The organism is Salinibacterium sp. NSLL17 (genome assembly GCF_015864935.1).
Taxonomy (GTDB): Bacteria; Actinomycetota; Actinomycetes; order Actinomycetales; family Microbacteriaceae; genus Rhodoglobus.
The window spans coordinates 243,436-262,878 of the sequence record NZ_JADYWH010000001.1 but is presented as its reverse complement, the minus strand read 5'-3'; the positions used below and the strand labels follow the sequence as shown (position 1 = coordinate 262,878).

The 19,443-nt window shown below is 59.3% G+C and carries 19 protein-coding genes and 1 pseudogene; 6 read left to right on the top strand and 14 right to left on the bottom strand.

Going from position 1 to position 19,443, the window contains the following annotated elements; genetic code table 11:
* Positions 1–23 precede the first annotated feature (23 nt).
* The 9 genes and pseudogenes from I6E51_RS01300 to I6E51_RS01260 form a co-directional block, all read right to left on the bottom strand.
* Complete coding sequence (locus tag I6E51_RS01300; protein WP_197106861.1) at positions 24–1,007, bottom strand: siderophore ABC transporter substrate-binding protein; 984 nt, start codon at positions 1,005–1,007, stop codon at positions 24–26.
* A gap of 223 nt (positions 1,008–1,230) precedes the next feature.
* A complete protein-coding gene (locus tag I6E51_RS01295; protein WP_197106862.1) occupies positions 1,231–1,476 on the bottom strand; it encodes a hypothetical protein in 246 nt (81 codons plus the stop codon).
* The gene (locus tag I6E51_RS01290; protein ID WP_197106863.1) at positions 1,476–2,120 is read right to left on the bottom strand and encodes a hypothetical protein; all 645 of its coding nucleotides are present in this window, start codon (positions 2,118–2,120) and stop codon (positions 1,476–1,478) included. Before I6E51_RS01290 ends, I6E51_RS01295 begins: the two co-directional genes overlap by 1 nt.
* Positions 2,121–2,207: 87 nt before the next feature.
* Positions 2,208–3,596, bottom strand: a complete 1,389-nt coding sequence (gene dnaB / locus I6E51_RS01285; protein WP_197106864.1) for a replicative DNA helicase — start codon at positions 3,594–3,596, stop codon at positions 2,208–2,210.
* Positions 3,597–3,992: 396 nt separating this feature from the next.
* Positions 3,993–4,445: a 50S ribosomal protein L9 gene (rplI, locus tag I6E51_RS01280; protein ID WP_197106865.1), complete on the bottom strand. Its 453-nt coding sequence runs from the start codon at positions 4,443–4,445 to the stop codon at positions 3,993–3,995.
* Positions 4,446–4,457: 12 nt separating this feature from the next.
* A complete protein-coding gene (rpsR, locus tag I6E51_RS01275) occupies positions 4,458–4,721 on the bottom strand; it encodes a 30S ribosomal protein S18 (protein ID WP_009773575.1) in 264 nt (87 codons plus the stop codon).
* A 42-nt stretch (positions 4,722–4,763) separates the two neighbouring features.
* Entirely contained in the window at positions 4,764–5,276 is a 513-nt protein-coding gene (locus tag I6E51_RS01270) for a single-stranded DNA-binding protein (RefSeq protein WP_197106866.1), read from the bottom strand.
* 113 nt (positions 5,277–5,389) lie between these two features.
* Positions 5,390–5,752 (bottom strand): annotated as a pseudogene (gene rpsF / locus I6E51_RS01265) (30S ribosomal protein S6); the annotation flags it as partial.
* 162 nt (positions 5,753–5,914) lie between these two features.
* Positions 5,915–7,342, bottom strand: coding sequence for a CCA tRNA nucleotidyltransferase (locus tag I6E51_RS01260; protein WP_197109171.1), 1,428 nt, complete (start codon positions 7,340–7,342; stop codon positions 5,915–5,917).
* A 124-nt stretch (positions 7,343–7,466) separates the two neighbouring features.
* Here I6E51_RS01260 and I6E51_RS01255 point away from each other — a divergent pair, with 124 nt between their 5' ends.
* From I6E51_RS01255 to trxA, 4 genes are all read left to right on the top strand, one after another.
* Entirely contained in the window at positions 7,467–9,137 is a 1,671-nt protein-coding gene (locus I6E51_RS01255) for a DUF6049 family protein (RefSeq protein ID WP_197109170.1), read from the top strand.
* Positions 9,130–10,818, top strand: coding sequence for a murein biosynthesis integral membrane protein MurJ (murJ, locus tag I6E51_RS01250; RefSeq protein ID WP_197106870.1), 1,689 nt, complete (start codon positions 9,130–9,132; stop codon positions 10,816–10,818). Before I6E51_RS01255 ends, murJ begins: the two co-directional genes overlap by 8 nt.
* Positions 10,819–10,976: 158 nt before the next feature.
* The gene (gene trxB, locus I6E51_RS01245; RefSeq protein ID WP_197106871.1) at positions 10,977–11,963 is read left to right on the top strand and encodes a thioredoxin-disulfide reductase; all 987 of its coding nucleotides are present in this window, start codon (positions 10,977–10,979) and stop codon (positions 11,961–11,963) included.
* A gap of 27 nt (positions 11,964–11,990) precedes the next feature.
* The gene (trxA, locus tag I6E51_RS01240) at positions 11,991–12,317 is read left to right on the top strand and encodes a thioredoxin (protein WP_197106872.1); all 327 of its coding nucleotides are present in this window, start codon (positions 11,991–11,993) and stop codon (positions 12,315–12,317) included.
* Positions 12,318–12,350: 33 nt separating this feature from the next.
* On the opposite strand, the gene I6E51_RS01235 is transcribed toward trxA, so the two are convergent.
* Positions 12,351–13,295, bottom strand: coding sequence for an oxidoreductase (locus tag I6E51_RS01235; RefSeq protein WP_197109169.1), 945 nt, complete (start codon positions 13,293–13,295; stop codon positions 12,351–12,353).
* A 237-nt stretch (positions 13,296–13,532) separates the two neighbouring features.
* Between I6E51_RS01235 and I6E51_RS01230 the strand changes: the two genes are divergently transcribed.
* Entirely contained in the window at positions 13,533–14,837 is a 1,305-nt protein-coding gene (locus I6E51_RS01230) for a PLP-dependent aminotransferase family protein (protein ID WP_197109168.1), read from the top strand.
* A gap of 8 nt (positions 14,838–14,845) precedes the next feature.
* A complete protein-coding gene (locus I6E51_RS01225) occupies positions 14,846–15,796 on the top strand; it encodes a D-alanine--D-alanine ligase (protein ID WP_197109167.1) in 951 nt (316 codons plus the stop codon).
* Positions 15,797–16,025: 229 nt separating this feature from the next.
* On the opposite strand, the gene I6E51_RS14350 is transcribed toward I6E51_RS01225, so the two are convergent.
* From I6E51_RS14350 to rsmG, 4 genes are all read right to left on the bottom strand, one after another.
* Positions 16,026–16,151, bottom strand: coding sequence for a hypothetical protein (locus tag I6E51_RS14350; RefSeq protein ID WP_255528572.1), 126 nt, complete (start codon positions 16,149–16,151; stop codon positions 16,026–16,028).
* 714 nt (positions 16,152–16,865) lie between these two features.
* Entirely contained in the window at positions 16,866–17,816 is a 951-nt protein-coding gene (locus I6E51_RS01220) for a ParB/RepB/Spo0J family partition protein (protein ID WP_197109166.1), read from the bottom strand.
* The gene (locus tag I6E51_RS01215; RefSeq protein WP_307783756.1) at positions 17,816–18,733 is read right to left on the bottom strand and encodes a ParA family protein; all 918 of its coding nucleotides are present in this window, start codon (positions 18,731–18,733) and stop codon (positions 17,816–17,818) included. Before I6E51_RS01215 ends, I6E51_RS01220 begins: the two co-directional genes overlap by 1 nt.
* A 64-nt stretch (positions 18,734–18,797) precedes the next feature.
* A complete protein-coding gene (gene rsmG, locus I6E51_RS01210) occupies positions 18,798–19,433 on the bottom strand; it encodes a 16S rRNA (guanine(527)-N(7))-methyltransferase RsmG (protein ID WP_197109165.1) in 636 nt (211 codons plus the stop codon).
* Positions 19,434–19,443: the final 10 nt, after the last annotated feature.

The following is a 19,443-nucleotide window of genomic DNA, read 5'->3' as shown; positions in this document are numbered from 1 at the left end:
AGCACCGAACGGCGTGAGTGACGCTAGTTCTTGGCTTCGAGCGCGTCAGCGAGTGCGTTGAAGAACTCGGTGTACGTCTGGATGCCTTCGTTCGTGTAGGTGTCAGCCGGCATGTACACGAGGTTGCTTTCTTGCACCGCGGTGACGCCCGAGAGTGCTTCGGAGTTCTCGAGAACTTCGCTGCCCTGCACGTAGGTGGGGTCGTCGGCGAGAATCGCGGCGTCGCGGTCCATGACGAGAATCCAGTCGGGGTTGGAATCGGCGATTGCCTCTACTGAGATGTCGTCACCCTGGTGGTCTTCGCTGCTGTCATCGACATCCAGTGCGGCGGTGAAGTCGAAGATGTCGAAGAGCGGGCCGAGGGTGCGACCGACGCTCGGAGCCGAGTATCCGATCTCTCCACCCGAGGTGATTACGGCCATCACGGAGTCTTCGCCGTTGTAAGCCGCGTTCACGCGTTCGATCGCGGCGTCGAAGTCAGCGTTAATCTTTTCGGCCTCTGCCTGCTTGCCGAAGATCTCACCAAGAACGGTGGTCTGGCGCTTGAGCTCGGCGTCGAAGGGCTCACCCTCGCGCGGGTCGAGCTCTACGATCACGGCGTCAGGCACGAGCTTGGCGAAGTCGTCGTGGTACTGCGCAAAGCGCTGCCCATTGATGATCACGTCGGGCTGTGCCGCAACGACTGCCTCGAGGTCGGGCTCACCGTGGTTGCCGAGGTCAATGATCGAGTCGTCTTGCGTGTACGAAATCGTGCTCGGCATCAGCGCTACCGCGGCGGCACTGAGTTCGATACCCCAGGACGCGAGAGTCTCGAACGTGCGGTTGTCGGTGGCGACTACCGAGGTGAACGGCGTCGCCAGCGTCTGGCTGCCGTTGTTGTCCTCGAACTGAACGGATGCTTCTGCTCCGTCTGAATCTGCAGCTTCAGGCGTCGCGGTGCTGCAGGCAGCAAGCGCGAGAGCCAGTACTCCAACGAGTACTCCGTGCCGGGTTCGTGAAAAGTTCATGGTGTCCTTAGTTATTTCGGATGACCGAAAGCGGTCGGGCGTAAAAACGCAACACCCGCTGCAGCGAGTGTTGCTTAGGTAAGCCTAACCTTAATAAAGACTGGGAGTCAAAGGAGCTTCAGTCAGCAGCCGCATCAATTTGCGGGCGCGCCAATGACATCAATCGGGGCCTGAGTCAGCCGTTTCAGTCCGGTGAGCGACTACCGCCGCGCGTCAGAGCAGACTAGTGCGAGGCGTCGCGGTCCTGCTCATCCATGTCAAGAAGTTCGTCCTTGTCTGGACGCACGGCGAGCACGAGCATCGCGATAACAATAAGCGAGACGATGAAGGCAACCCCGGCAAAGATCAGGGCAAGCATCAATTCACGCGTCGACATGAAAACGACGAGACCGGCGAACAGCCCGAAAATTGCGGAAAGACCGAGCATTTCGGCTGGGCGCGTGCGATCACGCTTGTCTGGGGAGGCCACTATTCTTCTTTCTCTTGCACGACTGCGGTAACAACATCATGATCGGTTCTGCTCCACTTGAGCGAGAGTGCCGCAATCACGAGGTACACCCCAAGAATGGCCCAATAAGCTCCGAGAAGACCGACCACCACAATGGATGCCGTGAGCTCACGGTCGATTCCGTCGGGGCCGGTATAGGGCTGGCTGAATCCTGGCGGTACAAGCAACACGACGAGCGCGAGCAGCGCGGTGAGGCTGCCGACGAAGACCCAGTCACGGGATGAGGCATCGCGGCCGCGGCTGCGGAGCCCGAGGTAGAGCTCAAGGAAGCCGGTGATGGCGGCGAACGCAGTTAGCAAGAAGACGAAGTAGGCCTGACCTCCGCCGGTCGCAACAAACGCGGCGACGGCGGTGGCGAGCGTAACAACGCCCTGCGTGATCGTAAAGGATCGGGCGATTCCCCGGTGCGGCGACATGATGCTCGCGGTCAGAAGCACGGCGCCGACGATGAGCGTGAAGCTGGCGAGGGTAACAAGACCGAGGCGCGACGAATGGTCGGCCGAGAAGGTAATCACAATCGCCAAGGCGATGGCGGGAATAGCGCGGGCTAGCGGCACGTACCACGCAGTGGATGCCGGCAGCGGCTCAGCGTGAGCACTAGTCAAGCGATCGCCTTCTTTCTCAACAAGCGGATGCTTCTAGTGTAGGCCGCTTGTGGCTTTCCCCTGTCGGCGGAGGCCCGACAGACTCGCCTACGATCCTGGCGGTAGATCGACGAAGCGCGAGAAGTGACCGTGGAATCCCACGGTGACGGTGCGAGTCGGTCCGTTACGGTGCTTGGCAATGATCAGGTCGGCCTCACCGGCGCGGGGGCTGTCTGCTTCGTACGCGCTTTCGCGGTGCAGCAGAATCACCATGTCGGCGTCTTGCTCGAGCGATCCCGATTCACGAAGGTCCGAAAGGGCCGGCTTCTTGTCTGCGCGCTGTTCAGGTCCACGGTTCAGCTGGGAGATAGCAATGACGGGAACTTCAAGCTCTTTGGCAAGCAGCTTGAGTGCACGCGAGAACTCACTGACCTCTTGCTGACGCGATTCAACTTTCTTACCGCTCGTCATGAGCTGCAGGTAGTCGATGATGACCATGCGCAGGCCGACCTTCTGCTTGAGTCGGCGGCACTTGGCGCGAATCTCAACGAGAGTCATGTTGGGGCTGTCATCGATATATAGCGGAGCATCATTGATGCGACCACGCGTCTGAGCGATCGTGGTCCAGTCGTTGGCGTGCACCGAACCCTTACGCATGTGCTGCAACGGAACGCTGGCTTCTGCCGAAAGCAGTCGCATAGCGATTTCGCTTCGACCCATTTCTAGCGAGAACACAATCGACGGCAGATCATGGTGGATGGATGCTGCGCGAGCGAAGTCCAAACCAAGAGTCGACTTACCAATAGCTGGTCGCGCGGCCAAAATGATGAGCTGCCCGGGGTGTAGTCCGTTGGTGAGTTCATCGAGCTCAGCGAATCCGGTGGGAACACCGATCATCTGGCCGTCGCGGCCGCGAGCTGCTTCGATTTCATCAATCGCGCTCTCTACGGCCGTCGTGAGGGGTACGTAGTCTTCGGTTTCGACTCCACCGGTCACGGAGTAGATCTCGGCCTGTGCGTTGTTCACGAGGTCGAGCACTTCGCCCTCACTGGCATAACCCATTTGGACGATGCGGGTACCCGCTTCAACGAGGCGGCGAAGAACCGCTTTCTCGGTGACGATGGTGGCGTAGAAGCCAGCGTTGGCTGCGGTGGGAACAAGACCGGTGAGCGTGTGGAGGTATTCGACTCCACCGGCTCGGGAGAGTTCACCCGTTTTCGTTAGCTCATCGGTGACGGCGATAACGTCGGTGGGTTCTCCGTGCGAGTACAGGGTGAGCACTGCGTTGAAGATGGTTTCGTGCTTCGGGACGTAGAAGTCGACACCACGCACGGTTTCGATGACGTCGGCAACGGCATCCTTGCTCAGAAGCATTCCGCCGATGGCGCTCTGTTCTGCAAGAAGGTCGTGTGGAGGTACGCGGTCGCCACGTGAGCTGCCTCGCGATTCGCCGGACTGGCGTTCGTCGCCCGAGAGGCCTAGGTGCGCGATCGACATGGTTTTCCTCCTAGTGGGGTAACTCCATTTATACGAGTAACCCCTGACACTCGGGCAGGCTCCACACTGGGACCCGCTCCAAGGCTGCTTTACCCTACGAAGCAGAATCAACTACCCACAACTGGGGATGTGTATAAACCTGTGCACAACTCGGACGAAACGCCGGGCGCCGTGTGAACAACCTGTGGAAACAACTGTGGAAACAACGGGGGATAAAGCGAATTAGAGGGTCCTGACCTGCACTTTTAGTTTTCACACACGATGTGTAAAAACATGCCTAAAGTGGAGATTGAGGGTTCCGTATTTTTCGTAATCCTGTGCACAAAAGGCTTGACAACGGCCCTTAAAACACAAGGACGACGAGCCGATTGGCCCGCCGTCCTTGTTGTAAAGCAGTTACTTGCTAGCAACCACCTGAAGAGTGATCGTCGCAACGATGTCGTCACGCAGACGGATCGTAGCTTCGTGGTCACCAACAGTCTTGATTGCCGACGAGATCTCGATCTTGCGCTTGTCGATGTCGCCAAGTCCTGCAGCGGCAACAGCGTCAGCCACGTGAGCGGGCTTGACTGAACCGAACAGACGGCCTTCGCGACCAGCGGTAACGCTGAGCTTCACCTTGGTTGCCTGAAGGCGAGCCTTCAGGTCCTGAGCTTCTTCGAGAGTGGCGTGCTCGCGCGATGCGCGTGCTGCCTTGATGGACTCGACCTGCTTTTCGCCACCGCGAGTCCACGCCACGGCAAAGCCCTGGGGGATGAGGTAGTTACGAGCGAAGCCGTTCTTTACGTCTACAACGTCGCCAGGCGCGCCGAGACCAGTCACTTCGTGAGTGAGGATGAGCTTTGACATGTCGGTGGCTCCTTAACGGCCCGCGCCGGCGTAAGGCAGCAGTGCCATCTCACGGGCGTTCTTGACGGCCGTGGCGATGAGACGCTGCTCCTGAACGGAAACACCGGTGATACGACGAGCGCGGATCTTTCCACGCTCGGAGATGAACTTGCGAAGCGTAGCGACATCCTTGTAGTCGATAACGCCTACGCGGATCGACTTGGCTGGTGCGGCGTTCTTGCCGTCCTTGCCTTTGCGGATGGGCTTGCGGCGGTCGCCGCTGCTCTTTCCTGCCATGAGTGTTACTTCTTTCTGTAAATAAGACTGATCGTCGAGTGCCTAGAAAGGCGTCTCGTCGGAGTAGTTACCAGGGGTGTTCCATACATCGCCGGATGAGGCTGCGGGAGCGCTAGCTGCCCACGGCTCTTCCTTTGCCTGGCCGCCGCCGCCGTTGTTCTGCTGGACTCCACGAGGGGCCGAGCTGTCACGGGGGGCGCGGGTGATCTGCGTCGTTGCATAACGGAGGCTGGGACCGATTTCGTCGATCTCCAGTTCCATGCTCGTGCGCTTTTCGCCCTCTTTGGTTTCGTAGGAACGCTGACGAAGACGACCCTGCGCAACAACGCGGGTTCCCTTGGTCAGTGAGCTGGCAACATGCTCGGCGAATTCACGCCAGCAGGAAGCGCGGAGGAAAAGTGCTTCTCCGTCTTTCCACTCGTTGGATGCTCGATCGAAGGTGCGCGGCGTAGAGGCAATGGTGAAGTTAGCTACGGCAAGTCCGCCCTGCGTGTAACGCAGTTCGGGGTCTGCCGTGAGGTTCCCCACGACCGTAATGACTGTTTCGCCGGCCACGGTTACTTAGCTTCCGCTTCAGCCTTGGCTTCGTCAGCAGGAGCAGCAGGAGCGGCAGGTGCCGGAGCAGCCTTAGCTTCGTCAGCAGGAGCCTTGGTTGCGGCTGCAGGAGTCTTTGCTGGAGCAGCAGCCTTGCGGGCGGCCTTCTCTTCAGCAACCTTCTTGGCAGCAGCTACCTGAGCGAACCCAGCTTCTGCACGCAGCACCTTGGTGCGCATGACAGCTTCGCTGAGTGAGAGTTGGCGGTCGAGCTCGTCTGTTGACTTGCTCTCTGCGGTGAAGTTGACGACGGCGTAGATGCCTTCGGTCTTCTTGTTGATCTCGTAGGCCAAACGACGGCGACCCCAAATATCGATGTTATCGATGGTGCCACCGTCATTGCGGATGACATTGAGGAACTTGTCGAGACTGGGAGCCACGGTGCGTTCGTCGATCTCTGGATCGAGGATGACCATGAGTTCGTACTGATGCGTCACAAACCCACCTCCTTCGGACTTAAACGGTTACAGACGGTCTGTAACAGGAGGGTGTTGACGTTCATCGAACTGCCTAAGGGCAGTCAGACAACCTGCCCAGTGTAGTTGCTTGGCGCCCCAATACTCAAGGCGAGAAGAAAAGCCGCTTTCGCTAGCGGGCGTCTACTGGCGCGCAGCCCACCAGGCTCGCAAACGCTCTTCTGCTTCCTCATCGCCGAGCGGTCCTTCATCAAGACGCAGGTCGAGCAAGAATTTGTACGCCTCGCCCACATCGCGACTGGGTTTGAGGCCCAGGATCGCCATGATCTGCTCTCCATCGAGATCGGGACGAACTGCAGCGACTCCCTCTGCCTCAGCGATAGCCGCAATGCGGTCTTCGAGATCGTCGTACGCAAATGACAGTCGGTCGGCCTTGCGCACATTGCGCGTGGTGACATCCGCCCGCGTAATGATGTGAAGACGCTCAAGTTGGTCACCGGCATCCCGAACGTAACGGCGCACGGCCGAATCGGTCCAGGCACCCTCGGTGTAGCCAAAGAACCGCAGATGCAATTCAATAAGGCGCGCCACCGAGGTGATGGTCTCCTTGTCAAAGCGCAGTGCGCGCAGACGCTTCGTCGCGAGCTTCGCACCCACAACATCGTGGTGGTGGAAAGTGACGACGCCACCGCGCTCGATCTTGCGGGTCGATGGCTTGCCAATGTCGTGCAGCAACGCGGCAAGACGCAGGATCAGGTCGGGGCCTTCAATGCCGGGGCGACTCTTCTCGAGATCGATCGCCTGACGCAACACGGTGAGGGAGTGTTCGTAGACGTCCTTGTGGTGAGCATGCTCATCCACTTCAAGCTTCAAGGCGGGGACCTCAGGCAGCACCTGGTCGGCGAGACCTGTTTCGACCATGAGGCGGATGCCCGGCACCGGGTCATCCGTCTTCAACAGTTTTGTCAGCTCATCGCTCACCCGCTCAACGCTCACAATGTCGAGGCGCGGAGCAAGTTGCTTCATCGCGTCGACGGTCGCGGGGGAGACCGTGAAACCTAGCTGGGACGTAAAGCGGGCGGCACGCATCATCCGCAGCGGGTCATCACCAAATGAAACCTCGGGGGAGCCAGGAGTGGTCAGCGTCTTGCTGAGCAGATGTTCGACACCACCCCACGGGTCAACGAGCACGCGCTCAGGCAGCCGAAGGGCCATCGCGTTGACGCTGAAGTCGCGACGCTCCAGATCTTTCTCGAGCGAATCACCGAACGCGACGACGGGCTTGCGGGTTGCACCGTCATAGCTATCGGCACGGTACGTCGTGATTTCAACCGTCTCACCGTCGATGCGGGCAGCGATCGTGCCAAAGTCCCGACCGATATCCCACTGGGCCTCGGAGATCGGCTTCACCATGCGCATGATGTCGTCAGGGGTGGCATTGGTCGCAAAATCGAGGTCCGTGACCTTGCGGCCCAAGAACGCATCCCGCACCGGACCACCCACAAGGGCGAGTTCGAATCCTTCGGCAGCGAAGCGCGCCGATAAGGTGGCTACGGGTTTAGAGTCGGCAAGCTGTCCGAGACTCTCGATCGCGTGGGCAACACTCTCCATGATGCGACTAGTTTCGCACGAGCGCCGAGTGCAATTTGTCCCCAACCGCGCAAAGCACCCACCATTCAGACAAGGACGAATAAACTCACACCATGCTGGCCACGCGAGAGTACGGGGTAGTCCCTTGCCCATAAGAGTCTTTAGTGCCGCCCTGGCGCTCGGTCTCGGGCTTACTCTTGCCGCGAGCGGAGCCAGCGCCGCGCCCACTGTCACCGATGCTCCGGCGCTGACGACGGCATCCGCTGCGACCAATGTTGCCGTGATTGCACCACTGACGGTTCCCAGCGACAACGGCGGCCTTCTTGATGCCGACACTCTCGCCGACTACACCGAACCTCTCGGTCTGCTCACGCGACAATTGGATGCCATGGCAGGCAAGCCCGTCGCGATTGCCATTGACCCCATGATTGTGGCCTCCATTCGCGTGCTGGGCACGAGCGCCCCCGACTCTGCGCGGGAATGGCTTGAGCGGCTTTCGCTCATCAGCAATGAGCTCGTACCTTTGCCCTATGCCAACGCGGATGTCACGCTGGCGACTCAGTCGGAGGTGGGCGCCACTCTGGAGCCGATCTCATTCGATTTCGCACTGAATGCGGCCAACTTTGCCGCCGTTGAAGAGTCGACCCCTGCGCCAACGCAGACGTCTGATCCGATGGACGACGACCCCAACGCAGTGCCCGCGTACCCAACAACAGACAATCTGCTCTCCTGGGACTACGCGATCGATGGTTTTCTTCGGCCCCGCACTGACACTGTTGTTGCCAGCGACCTCGCCGCCTTTACTGAACGTGGCTACAGCACCATCGTGCTCTCGTCGACGAATGTGTCTCGACCGGCCGGCGCTGGCTCAGTAACCACCATCGATGGTGTTACTGCTCTCGTCGCCGACGCAACCGCCTCAGCAGCAATGGATGATGCCCTCGGCTCTACCGTCGACCGCGACGTCACCGCGGCCGATACCGCCCTCAGCGAAGCGGTGCTCAACGCCGGAGCAGCACAAACGGCGGGCACCGCATCCGTTCTCATCGCTATCGACCACTCACTAGAGCTGAGCTCGGCGAGGTTAGACGCTGCTCTCGCCACCATGACGGCAAGCCCGTCAATCACGATGGTCACGCTCACCGAACTCGCGTCGACACCAGCGGTCACGGCAACGATCAACGACATGCCTCAGTCCGAATCGCGCATTACTGACGTTTCTCGCGTGTTCACGGCCGCACGAGCGGAACGAACCTTCTTCTCTATCGCCGCTGACCCTGAAGCCCTTGTTGCCGAACGCCGGCTCGAGTTGCTCGATGTACTTGGCACGGTGGAAACCGAGGATCCCGCTGACTGGCTCACCGAGGTCAACCGCTTCCTCGTTGATTCCCGCGACCTACGCACCTCGGTGACCGTCGTGGAAGCCAGCAATTTCCTCCTCGTGGCCGACAACGGCTTCCTCCCCGTCTCCGTGAGCAACAACCTCGACCAGGCCGTCACCGTCTACATCACGGTTGATCCGCGCACCGGACTCTTGGCCGTGGGGGACGGCCGCGTAGAACTGACGATTGAAGCGAACTCTCAAGCCAAGGGCGAGGTTCCTGTGCAGTCGCTGTCGAACGGTGTTGTGGATGTCGAGATCAGTCTCACCAGCAGCACCGGCCTCAGCGTTGGCTCCACAACAGTCAGCGAGATCAACGTGCAGGCTGGCTGGGAGACCCCGCTCGTGCTGGCCTTCGGCGCTGTCGTCGTCGTCATCTTTACCGTCGGCTTTGTCCGCAGCATCGTTCGTCGCAGAAAGCCTGTCAATGACTAACCAGCCCGGTCCCGAAGCCGAGCCCGAGCCCGGCATTCCCAGCGCCTCGCTGGGGCTCCCCACCCCCCAAACATCGAGCATCGGTCGGGCGAGTGCGCTTCTGGCGTCCGGTACCTTCGTCTCGCGCATCCTGGGCTTCCTGAGTGCAATTCTGCTCGCTCAAACCCTCGGCGTCATCGGCTCCGGTGCAGACGCGTATGCCATCGCCAATCAGTTGCCCAAGAGTGTTTACGCGATTGTGGCCGGTGGAATGCTCAGCGCAGTCATCGTGCCTCAGATCGTTCGCGCTGCCGTGCATAAAGACGGCGGCCAAAAGTTCATCAACCGCCTCGTGACTCTCGGAATCGTGATCTTTGTCGCCGTGACGGTTGCGGCAACGTTTAGCGCTCCTCTCTTGGTCGACCTCTACACGCAGACGACCGCGAAGTTCGGGGCCGACGAGGTCGCCCTCGCTACCGCATTCGCCTATTGGTGTCTGCCGCAGATTCTCTTCTACGCGCTGTATTCACTCCTCGGTGAGGTGTTGAACGCTCGCGGCAAGTTCGGGCCGTTCACGTGGGCTCCTGTCGCCAACAACGTGGTGATGGTCTCGGGCCTCCTCATCTTCCAGTTCTTGTTTGGCACAGCCGACGGCCTTTCCTCCACAGCGTGGACTCCGGACATGATTGCCGTGCTCGCTGGAAGCGCGACACTCGGTATTGCCGTGCAAGCGACCCTGCTCGGCTATTTCTGGCACCGCGCGGGGTTGCGTTATCGTCCCGAGTTCCAGTGGCGCGGGGTTGGCCTGGGAACGGCAGGTAAGGCCGCCGCATGGACCTTTGGGATGATCTTGGTCACCCAGATCGGCGCGGTCGTAGAAACGAACGTTGCCTCTCGCGCCTCCGGCAGCGCCTCCGTCTTCGCCATGGGGACCGCCTGGCTCATCTTCATGCTCCCGCACTCGGTAATCGCCGTCTCGATCGGAATGGCCTACTTCACACGGATGAGTGGTCACGCGAGAGACAAAGACCTCGTCTCAATGCGCACCGATGTCTCGGGCGCGCTGCGCTCCATCCTGATGTTGCTGGTATTCGCGGCAATAGGACTCATCGTCATCGCTTTTCCCTTCAGTGCCCTCTTCGGCAACGATCACGAGCAAGTCGTCGCGCTGTCGGGTGTACTCATGATCTATCTGGTCGGGCTCGTGCCGTTCAGCATGATGTACGTGTTGCAACGGGTGTTCTATTCGTTCGAAGACACCCGCACCCCGTTCTTCTTGCAAAGTTTCCAAGTAGTTCTCTACATCTCTGCCGCTCTCTTCGTTTCCACGTTCCCCGTAGATCGCATCGCGATGGGTCTCGCGACCGCGATTACGATCTCCGGCACGATCCAGACCACGGTGGCACTCTTCGTGATCCGCAAACGCGTACCCGGATTCGCGCTGCTTCCGCTGATGCTCCGCATCCTGTGGTTTGCTGCAGCCATGATTCCGGCCGCTGGCGTCGGCTACGGCATCCTGATGCTGCTGGGCGGATTCGGTGAAGGCTCGTTCGTCGTCTCGGGCTTCGTTGGTGGTTTTGCTTCGATCGCGATGGCAGGCACAGCCATGCTCCTGGTGTACGCAACCGTTCTGGCTCTCACCAAGAATGATGAGTATCTCGCGTTCGTGGGCCCGATCATGGCCCGCCTACGCCGTCGCTAATCAATCCGCTCCTGCACACTTTTCTCGCCACGAAGCGAACTTAAAGTGACGGCACTCCGAACTCTTCGGTGTTAGCCCCGCCCGCCCCAGCCACTCGGAATACTCCGTGGCTAGGATGTGTTGAACCGGGTAATCACAATCCCAAGGAGACACGAAAAGTGCGCCAACTCATCATCATCGGATCCGGCCCAGCTGGGTACACCGCTGCGATTTACGCGGCGCGCGCAAACCTTGCGCCACTCGTCATTGCGAGCTCTGTTGAGGCCGGTGGCGAGCTCATGAAGACCACCGAGATCGAGAACTACCCAGGCTTTGCCAACGGCATCCAAGGCCCCGAGCTCATGATGGAAATGCAGAAGCAAGCTGAACGTTTCGGCGCCGAGATTGTTCTCGACGACGTCACTGACCTTCAACTTGAGGGCCAGGTCAAGAAGGTCACGCTCGGCAACGGAGAAGTGCACGAAGCTCTCGCGGTTGTCTTTGCGACTGGTTCTGCCTACCGCAAGCTCGGCCTTCCCGACGAAGAACGCCTCAGCGGCTATGGAGTTTCTTGGTGCGCTACGTGCGACGGTTTCTTCTTCCGCCAGAAGACGATTGCTGTCGTTGGTGGGGGAGACTCGGCCATGGAAGAAGCGACGTTCCTCACCAAGTTTGCTGAAAAGGTTTACGTGATTCACCGCAAGGATGAGCTGCGTGCCTCGAAGGCGATGCAGGAGCGTGCTTTCAGCGACCCGAAGATTGAGTTCCTCTGGAACAAGGCTGTAACCGGCATTACTGGTTCCACCCTCGTTGATGGCATTGATCTCACGGACACCGTCGATGGTTCCACCTCACACGTTGACCTCAGCGGGTTGTTCATCGCGATCGGCGCCGACCCCCGCACCCACTTGGTACACGGCCAACTCGACATCAACGCCGACGGAACCGTTGCAGTGGATGGTCGTTCCTCTCGCACCAACATCACCGGAGTTTTCGCAGCCGGCGATGTCATCGACCCGACCTACCGCCAAGCAGTAACGGCCGCCGGCTCCGGCACCGTCGCTGCTCTCGATGCCGAGCACTACCTCGCATCACTGCCCCGCGAACTTGTCGCCAGCGCAATCCAGCCCGCGGAACCAGCAGCTCCCGTAGCTGTCTCCGCCTAAACGTCCCATCGAACAAAGGAATTAGTCATGTCAGCAGCAACAGAAGTAACCGACGCCAACTTTGAAGAACTCGTCATCAACTCAAAGGACACCATCATGGTGGACTTCTGGGCTGAATGGTGTGGTCCCTGTCGCGCAGTTGGCCCGATCCTTGACCAGATCGCCAGCGAGAACTCCGACAAGATCAAGATCGTCAAGCTCAACGTTGACGACAACCCCCAGATGGCTATGAAGTACCAGATCACCTCCATCCCCGCGATGAAGGTCTTCAAGGGCGGCGAGGTCGTGAAGACCGTTATCGGCGCAAAGCCGAAGCCTGCGATTGAAGCAGACCTCGCAGAGTTCTTGGCCTAAAGCTCAGTCTCTGTCGAAAGCCTCCGGCATCCACTATTTGGTGGGTGTGCGGAGGCTTTCGTAGTTAACACCCGTGAGGCGTTCTGATTCGGCCCAGAGCTTCGCCGCGTCGACTTGGGAATGGGAGGCTGCAGTCGATTCAACGCGCACAGGAGCGCCCCGATGTTGGTTGCGGCCGCTGGGGCCGAAGAAGTCGGCGCCCTGCGCTGTAGGGTCAGTTGCTGCCCGCAGAGACGGCCTCGCGCCTTGCTTGGGTGTTTGCAGCCCCAGGAACACCAGCGCCTTCAGTGGTCGCAGGTACCAACGGTTGAAGAGATGATCTGCGAGGCCTGTGCCGGCAGTTCCCGGATGGGCTGCCACAGAAATCGCATCGACCCCAGCAGCGTCGAAGCGGCGTTGAAGCTCATAGGCGAAGAGAAGGTTAGCCAGTTTGGAGCGACCGTAGGCCGCCCGGGGAGTGTACGAGCCATTGTGGAACATGAGGTTGCCGAACTCCATGAAACCCCAGCGATGAGCGAGGCTGGAAAGGCTCACCACGCGCGCTGCGGGTGTTGACTCAATCAGATCCATCAGGTGACCAGTCAACGCGAAGTGGCCCAGGTGATTGGTGCCAAGTTGGGATTCGAACCCATCGATCGTGAGTTGGGCATCCGTCATCATGATTCCCGCGTTGTTGACCAAGAGGTCGAGGCGCGAATGTTTCCCGTGAAACATCTCGCTGAAACGTCGAATGGACTCTAGATCCGCGAGATCAAGAAGCATCGTCTCGAGAGACACCGCACCAAGGTCGTCAAGCAGTGCCTGCTTGGCCGCGTCGGCCTTCTCGGCGCTGCGCATCGTCATGACAACGTGCGCGCCAGCCTTCAACAGGGCACGGCTCGTCTCGAATCCGAGCCCAGAATTTGCCCCCGTCACGATTGCAACAGTGCCGGTGAGGTCCCCGATCTCTGATTCGGTCCATGTGGTGCGAGCGTTCACTAGTGTTCTCAATTTCATGGTCGATGGCCGCCAGCGCGATGCGGCGGTTGTCACGGATTCTGCACACTGCGATAGCAGACCTCATGAGTTCAGCATGCGTTTCTATGCATCGCCTTTGAACGTTGTTCGGAGCAAAGCCGAGTCTGGTTTGGCCGAGATACCCCGATAACCCTTGCTCAGTTTCGAGTCCCAAGGGTCAAACGCCTATTGTTTAAAGTCAACCGAACGGGATTGCCCATGACAACACAGCCAAACAACCTCGACCAGTGGTTCGACCACTATGCAGATCGCGCCTCCGGCCTTGCCGCCTCTGAGGTCCGAGCGTTGTTTGCCGTGGCCTCGCGCCCCGAAGTTGTGTCGCTCGCTGGCGGTATGCCCTATGTTTCAGCGTTGCCTCAAGACCTCATCACCGAGTCCATCGATCGCGTCATGCGCGATCGCGGTCCGGCGGCACTTCAGTATGGTTCCGGCCAAGGATTGCCTGCGCTTCGCGAGCAAATCCTTGAAGTGATGGCCCTCGAGGGCATCCGAGCCAGCGTGGATGACGTTGTCGTCACCACCGGCTCTCAGCACGCCCTCGAGCTCGTCACGAAGCTCTTCATCAATCCCGGCGATGTCGTCATTGCCGAGGGCCCCAGCTATGTCACGGCAATGGTCGTTTTCAAATCATTCCAGGCAGAGATAACGCACGTTGAGATGGATGAGTTCGGGCTCGTTCCCGATTCACTGCGGGCTCATATTGCCTCGGTGCGCGCCGCAGGCAAGACCATCAAGTTCTTGTACACCGTTCCGACCTTCAGCAACCCCGCTGGAGTCACTCTCAGCTGGGAGCGACGCCTCGAAGTGTTGGAGATTGCCCGGGAAAACGGCATTCTGGTGCTCGAGGACAATCCTTACGGTCTCCTCTATTTCGATGGTCCGCCGCCGCATGCGATGCGTTCCGTCGAAGAAGACGGTGTCGTGTACTTGGGCACGTTCTCGAAGACACTCGCCCCCGGTTTTCGGGTTGGTTGGGTGCTCGCGCCTCACGCAATAAGAGAGAAACTCATCTTAGCGAACGAGGCGGCTGTGTTGTCACCGAGTTCCTTCACTCAGAACATCATTAGCGAATACATGAATGTCTCTGACTGGAAGGGGCAGATCGATACCTTCCGTGGTGTCTACCGCGAACGCCGCGATGCCATGTTGGATGCTCTCGACGACTATCTACCCGACCTCGAGTGGACTGTGCCCAACGGTGGCTTCTACATCTGGGTCACGCTTCCCGACAACCTTGACTCAAAGTCGATGTTGCCCCGTGCGGTCAAGGAATTAGTGGCCTACACGCCGGGTACGGCCTTCTACGCGGATGGAAACGGGCGCAGCAACATGCGTTTGTCGTTCTGTTATCCAACCCCTGACTTCATCCGTGAAGGTATTCGTCGGCTCTCCACTGTGATCAACGGAGAGCTTGAGTTGCTCAACACGTTCTCGCAGACAGCCCCTCTCACGGTTGTGCCTCCCACACCGTCGATGATCAACCCTCCAGCCAACCTCAGCTAGGACCCCTCATGAACGATTCACCCACCCGCGTTCTCGTTCTTGCCGGCGGAATCTCGCACGAGCGCGACGTTTCCCTCCGGTCCGGTCGCCGTGTTGCCGACGGATTGCGCGCTCAGGGCAAGATCGTTGAGCTGCGCGACCCGGATGCCACATTGCTTCCTTACATTCGTGAATCGAAGCCGGATGTCGTGTGGCCAGCCCTGCATGGCGCCAGCGGTGAGGATGGTGCTCTGCGTGGTCTTCTCGATCTCATCGGCATTCCGTATGTCGGCTCCCGCGCGGATGCCGCCCGCCTCGCCTGGGACAAGCCGACCGCCAAGGCACTCGTTTCCCGTGTCGGAGTGCGCACGCCGCTCTCGATTGCGTTGTCCCGTGATTCCTTCCGTGAACTCGGAGCCCACAGCATTCTCGATGAGCTCGCCGATGAACTCTCGGGTGACCTCGTCGTGAAGCCCGCTCAGGGTGGTTCCGCTCAGGGTGTCTCGATCGTGACTGACCGTTCAGACCTTCCGCAGGCGATGGTCAACGCCTACAACTACTGCGACGTGGCTCTCATCGAGCAACGCATTACCGGTGTCGAGATTGCCATCGGAATTCTCGACAGTGGCATGGGTCCAGTTGCTCTGCCCGCCGTCGAGATCGAACCAGTGGATGGCGCCTACACTTTCGAGGCTCGCTATAATGCTGGTCAGACACGCTTTTACACCCCGGCCAGAATCAGCGATGGTGAAGCCGATCGTGCAGCCGAAGCCGCTCTCGCAGCCCACTCCGCGCTCGGACTTCGTCACCTGTCACGGGTAGATCTCATCGTAGATGGCGCAGGCACGCCCTGGTTCCTCGAGGCAAATGTGTTGCCCGGCCTCACCGAGACCTCCATCCTTCCCCAAGCCCTTGTCGCTGCGGGACATGACCTGGGCTGGGTTTACGCTGCTCTCGCCGACATCGCGATGGAGGGCTAAGCAGCCGCTTTCGCCTTCGCCGGGGGAGCGGTCCCGCCTTCTGCACAACGCGTCGTCGACTTGATTCGCGCCGTTTTCGGGCAATCATTCGTCCGTCCAACAAACGGCGGAGCAATGATCCGCTGGGGCACCGGGTGGCCCAGCGGAGAAGATTCTGTCGCTAAATGCCTCCCGGTTGCCCAATGTTTCACGTGGAACATCCGCAACTAGCCGGTTCGGGCTCCTAGCTTTACAGATCCGTTTCCGTTTCCGGTGCCACAGCCAGTGCCAGTGCCACAGCCAGTGCCACAGCCAGTGCCAGTGCCAGTGCCAGTGCCAGTGCCAGTGCCAGTGCCAGTGCCAGTGCCAGTGCCACAGTTTCACGTGAAACATGGAGACCCGACGACAGGGCTAACCAAAGCCCGGTCAATGTTTCACGTGGAACAATCGCTTCCCGATCAGCGCAAGGGCGATCCTTTCAGGCGCTCGCCCTTCGAACGGGAGCAATAGGGTTCGTGAACCGAGGTGAAGGCCCAATCGTCGACAGAGCGCAGCGGCGCAGCGGCGCAGCGGCGCAGCGGCGCAGCGGCCGGCAGTCCCACTTGCGCGGCCCGAGCGGAAAGTCCCGAGAACCACCCTTGGCATACAAGGGCTATCAGGGGCAGGCCGTGACTCCCGCTCCAGTTCCCGCGCGTCCAAAGGTTCGCGGGGGAGTGCCCACACCCCACGCATGGGCTGCGCGCGGCGACACTCAATCCCACTGCTGCAACCCAGAGTCGATCAACTACTACTCACACAGCTCGTGCCGATGCACAGAGCAGGGATCAGCTTCTACAGCGCGAGCGCCATCAGCGGGCTCGAACTCGGACCCGAACTAGAACTAGAACTAGAACTAGAACTAGAACTAGAACTAGAACTAGAACTAGAACTAGAACTAGAACTAGAACTAGAACTAGAACTAGAACTAGAACTAGAAAAGTTTAGCGATTGTGCCCGCGAACCTAGTGTTCTCACGAAACTGAGGCAACCGGAACCAAAAAATCCCGGATCAAGAAGACCTCGCGTTCGGGGTCGGCTGACGAGGAGCTGGCTAAGAGTTGAAGCCGGTGTCGCCGAGTTCTTCGAGGATTCGATTTAGATCCGCCACAGTTGCGAAGTCGATAACGACCTGGCCTTTGCTGGCACCAAGCGACACCTTCACACGAGTGTTGAGACGGTCGCCCAGACGCTCCGCGATCTCATCCAGATGGCCTTGCTTCTTACCCCGGGAGGGCTTGGAGCGCGGCGGTTTGGTCGAGAGCGAGCCCGCAGCTGCTTCAGCAGCACGAACGGAGAGCTCTTCATTGACGATTTTCTCTGCCAAACGCTCCATTCCGGCGTTGTCAGGAAGCGATAGGAGCGCTCGAGCGTGTCCCGCGGACAACACTCCGGCGGCAACGCGGCGCTGAACGCTTTCTGGAAGGCGCAAAAGACGCAAAGTGTTAGTGATTTGGGGGCGCGAGCGACCAATGCGTTCGCCCAACTGCTCCTGCGTGATGCCGAAGTCGGCCAAAAGTTGCTGGTAAGCCGACGCCTCTTCCAAAGGATTGAGGTTAGCGCGATGCAAGTTCTCGAGCAGCGCATCCCGAAGCATGTCTTCGTCGGCGGTGCTCTTAATGACAGCAGGAATTGTGGCGAGGCCTAAGTGCTTGCTCGCACGAAGTCGACGTTCACCCATGATGAGTTCGTACTGAGGCTGACCCTCAAGGGCGCCAACGACGGGGCGCACCACGATTGGTTGGAGAACACCGATTTCGCGGATCGAAACGATCAGCTCTTCGAGTTCCTCTTGACGGAACTCAGTACGCGGCTGGCGAGAGTTGGGAACGATATCAAGAGGGGAGAGGCTCGCTAGCCGAGCGCCAGGAACCGACCGAAGTTTTTCGGGTGTCAGTTCCCCACCCGGGAAAAACACGTCGACGGGGCGTTCTTCGTTCTCATCCGACGAGGGGATGAGCGCGCCGATACCCCGACCAAGACCAGTACGTTTTGGTGCTGCCATTATTTGCGTGCTCCTCGATAAGCAATCTCGGCCGCTGCTTCAAGATAGGAGAGCGATCCGGGGGAGTTCTGGTCATAACTAATGACGCTTTGCCCGTAGCTGGGTGCTTCAGAAATGCGCACCGAGCGAGGGATAACAGTGGTCAACACCTGCTTGGGGAAGTGTTGGCGCACATCGTCAACCACCTGGTTGGCAAGATTAGTGCGGGAGTCGTACATCGTCATCAGAATCGTCGAGACCCGAAGACGTGGGTTCAAATGACGCTCGATGAGCTTGATGTTGTTAAGCAACTGACTCAGACCCTCAAGCGCGTAGTACTCACACTGGATGGGAATGAGGACCTCTTGCGCGGCCACGAAAGCGTTTATCGTGAGGAGACCAAGCGACGGCGGACAATCGATAAACACATAGTGGAACGGTTCTGGCGTCTCCGCAAGAAAAGCATCGAGCGCAGAACGAAGGCGTTGTTCGCGAGCGACGAGAGAGACGAGCTCGATCTCCGCGCCGGCGAGGTGAATCGTGGCCGGAACACAGTAAAGTGCGTTGAATTCCGGGCTCTTCTGCACGACATCCGCCATCGGAACGTCGTTGATCATGACGTCGTAGACGCTGGGAGTCTCAGAACGATGCTCAACGCCGACCGCAGTAGACGCGTTTCCTTGAGGGTCGAGGTCTATCACTAGGACTCGAGCGCCGGTGCGGGCGAGAGCAGCAGCAAGGTTGACTGTAGAGGTTGTCTTTCCGACGCCCCCCTTTTGGTTTGCCACGGTAAATACCCGGGGCTTCTCCGGGAGGGGGAGTGAAGCAGAGGCTACTGCCTCTCGACGGCGAGTCAGATCCGCGATCTCCCGCGCAAGCGGCGTGGTTTCATCGAACGACTTGCCTTGTTCGTTGACTTCGCTTTCGGGATGTTTCACGTGAAACTTTCTCTCGGGGTGGTGACAATAGGTAGGACTGGAGGCAGCTCAGAGCGTGGCCGAATCAGTCCACTCTAGCCCGAAAGACCCTAGTGATCTCGGGGGTAATCCCTTCACCGAGAACAAGTGACTCAACATCCTTGAGTCGAGCCTTGCGAATCGCCTTGGCAGCAGCTTCAATCTCTTCATCGATGCGGGCACCCTTCATGAAGACCATCTCGCCGCCGGGCGCAAGAAGGTGTTCGGTTGAGGGGATGAGCTTAGAAAGAGCAGTGACCGCGCGAGCAGTAATCTGAGTTAAGGCCTCAGCATACGGAGCATCTTGTGAACGAGAACGATCGACTACAACGTTAGATAGCCCGAGACGTTCAGACTCCGCCTTGAGCCAATCAACCCGGCGTTCCATCGGCTCAATCAAAACGAACTCGACATCAGGCCGCGCAATTGCGAGAACAAGACCCGGAAGACCGGCGCCACTACCTATGTCTCCCACAAGCCCTGGACGGAGCAGGGGAGCGACGAGTACACAGTTAACGATGTGTCGCGTCCACAGACGGGGCACCTCAAGCGGACCAATGAGCCCAAGCTCCTCACCTCGAAGAGCAAGGCTCTGCGTATAGGCGCGCGCGACATCAATGCGATCGCCAAACAGCTCGGCAGCTATTTCCGGCTCGCGCTCAAGCCCCAACTCGTCAGTCAATGTTTCACGT

What these genes read in the sequence shown, in the direction of transcription:
- I6E51_RS01300 (WP_197106861.1), bottom strand. Translation starts at nt 1,007, where the DNA reads ATGAACTTTTCACGAACCCGGCACGGAGTACTCGTTGGAGTACTGGCT.
- dnaB (WP_197106864.1), bottom strand. Translation starts at nt 3,596, where the DNA reads ATGTCGATCGCGCACCTAGGCCTCTCGGGCGACGAACGCCAGTCCGGC.
- rplI (WP_197106865.1), bottom strand. Translation starts at nt 4,445, where the DNA reads ATGTCAAAGCTCATCCTCACTCACGAAGTGACTGGTCTCGGCGCGCCT.
- rpsR (WP_009773575.1), bottom strand. Translation starts at nt 4,721, where the DNA reads ATGGCAGGAAAGAGCAGCGGCGACCGCCGCAAGCCCATCCGCAAAGGC.
- I6E51_RS01260 (WP_197109171.1), bottom strand. Translation starts at nt 7,342, where the DNA reads ATGGAGAGTGTTGCCCACGCGATCGAGAGTCTCGGACAGCTTGCCGAC.
- murJ (WP_197106870.1), top strand. Translation starts at nt 9,130, where the DNA reads ATGACTAACCAGCCCGGTCCCGAAGCCGAGCCCGAGCCCGGCATTCCC.
- trxA (WP_197106872.1), top strand. Translation starts at nt 11,991, where the DNA reads ATGTCAGCAGCAACAGAAGTAACCGACGCCAACTTTGAAGAACTCGTC.
- I6E51_RS01230 (WP_197109168.1), top strand. Translation starts at nt 13,533, where the DNA reads ATGACAACACAGCCAAACAACCTCGACCAGTGGTTCGACCACTATGCA.
- I6E51_RS01225 (WP_197109167.1), top strand. Translation starts at nt 14,846, where the DNA reads ATGAACGATTCACCCACCCGCGTTCTCGTTCTTGCCGGCGGAATCTCG.
- I6E51_RS01220 (WP_197109166.1), bottom strand. Translation starts at nt 17,816, where the DNA reads ATGGCAGCACCAAAACGTACTGGTCTTGGTCGGGGTATCGGCGCGCTC.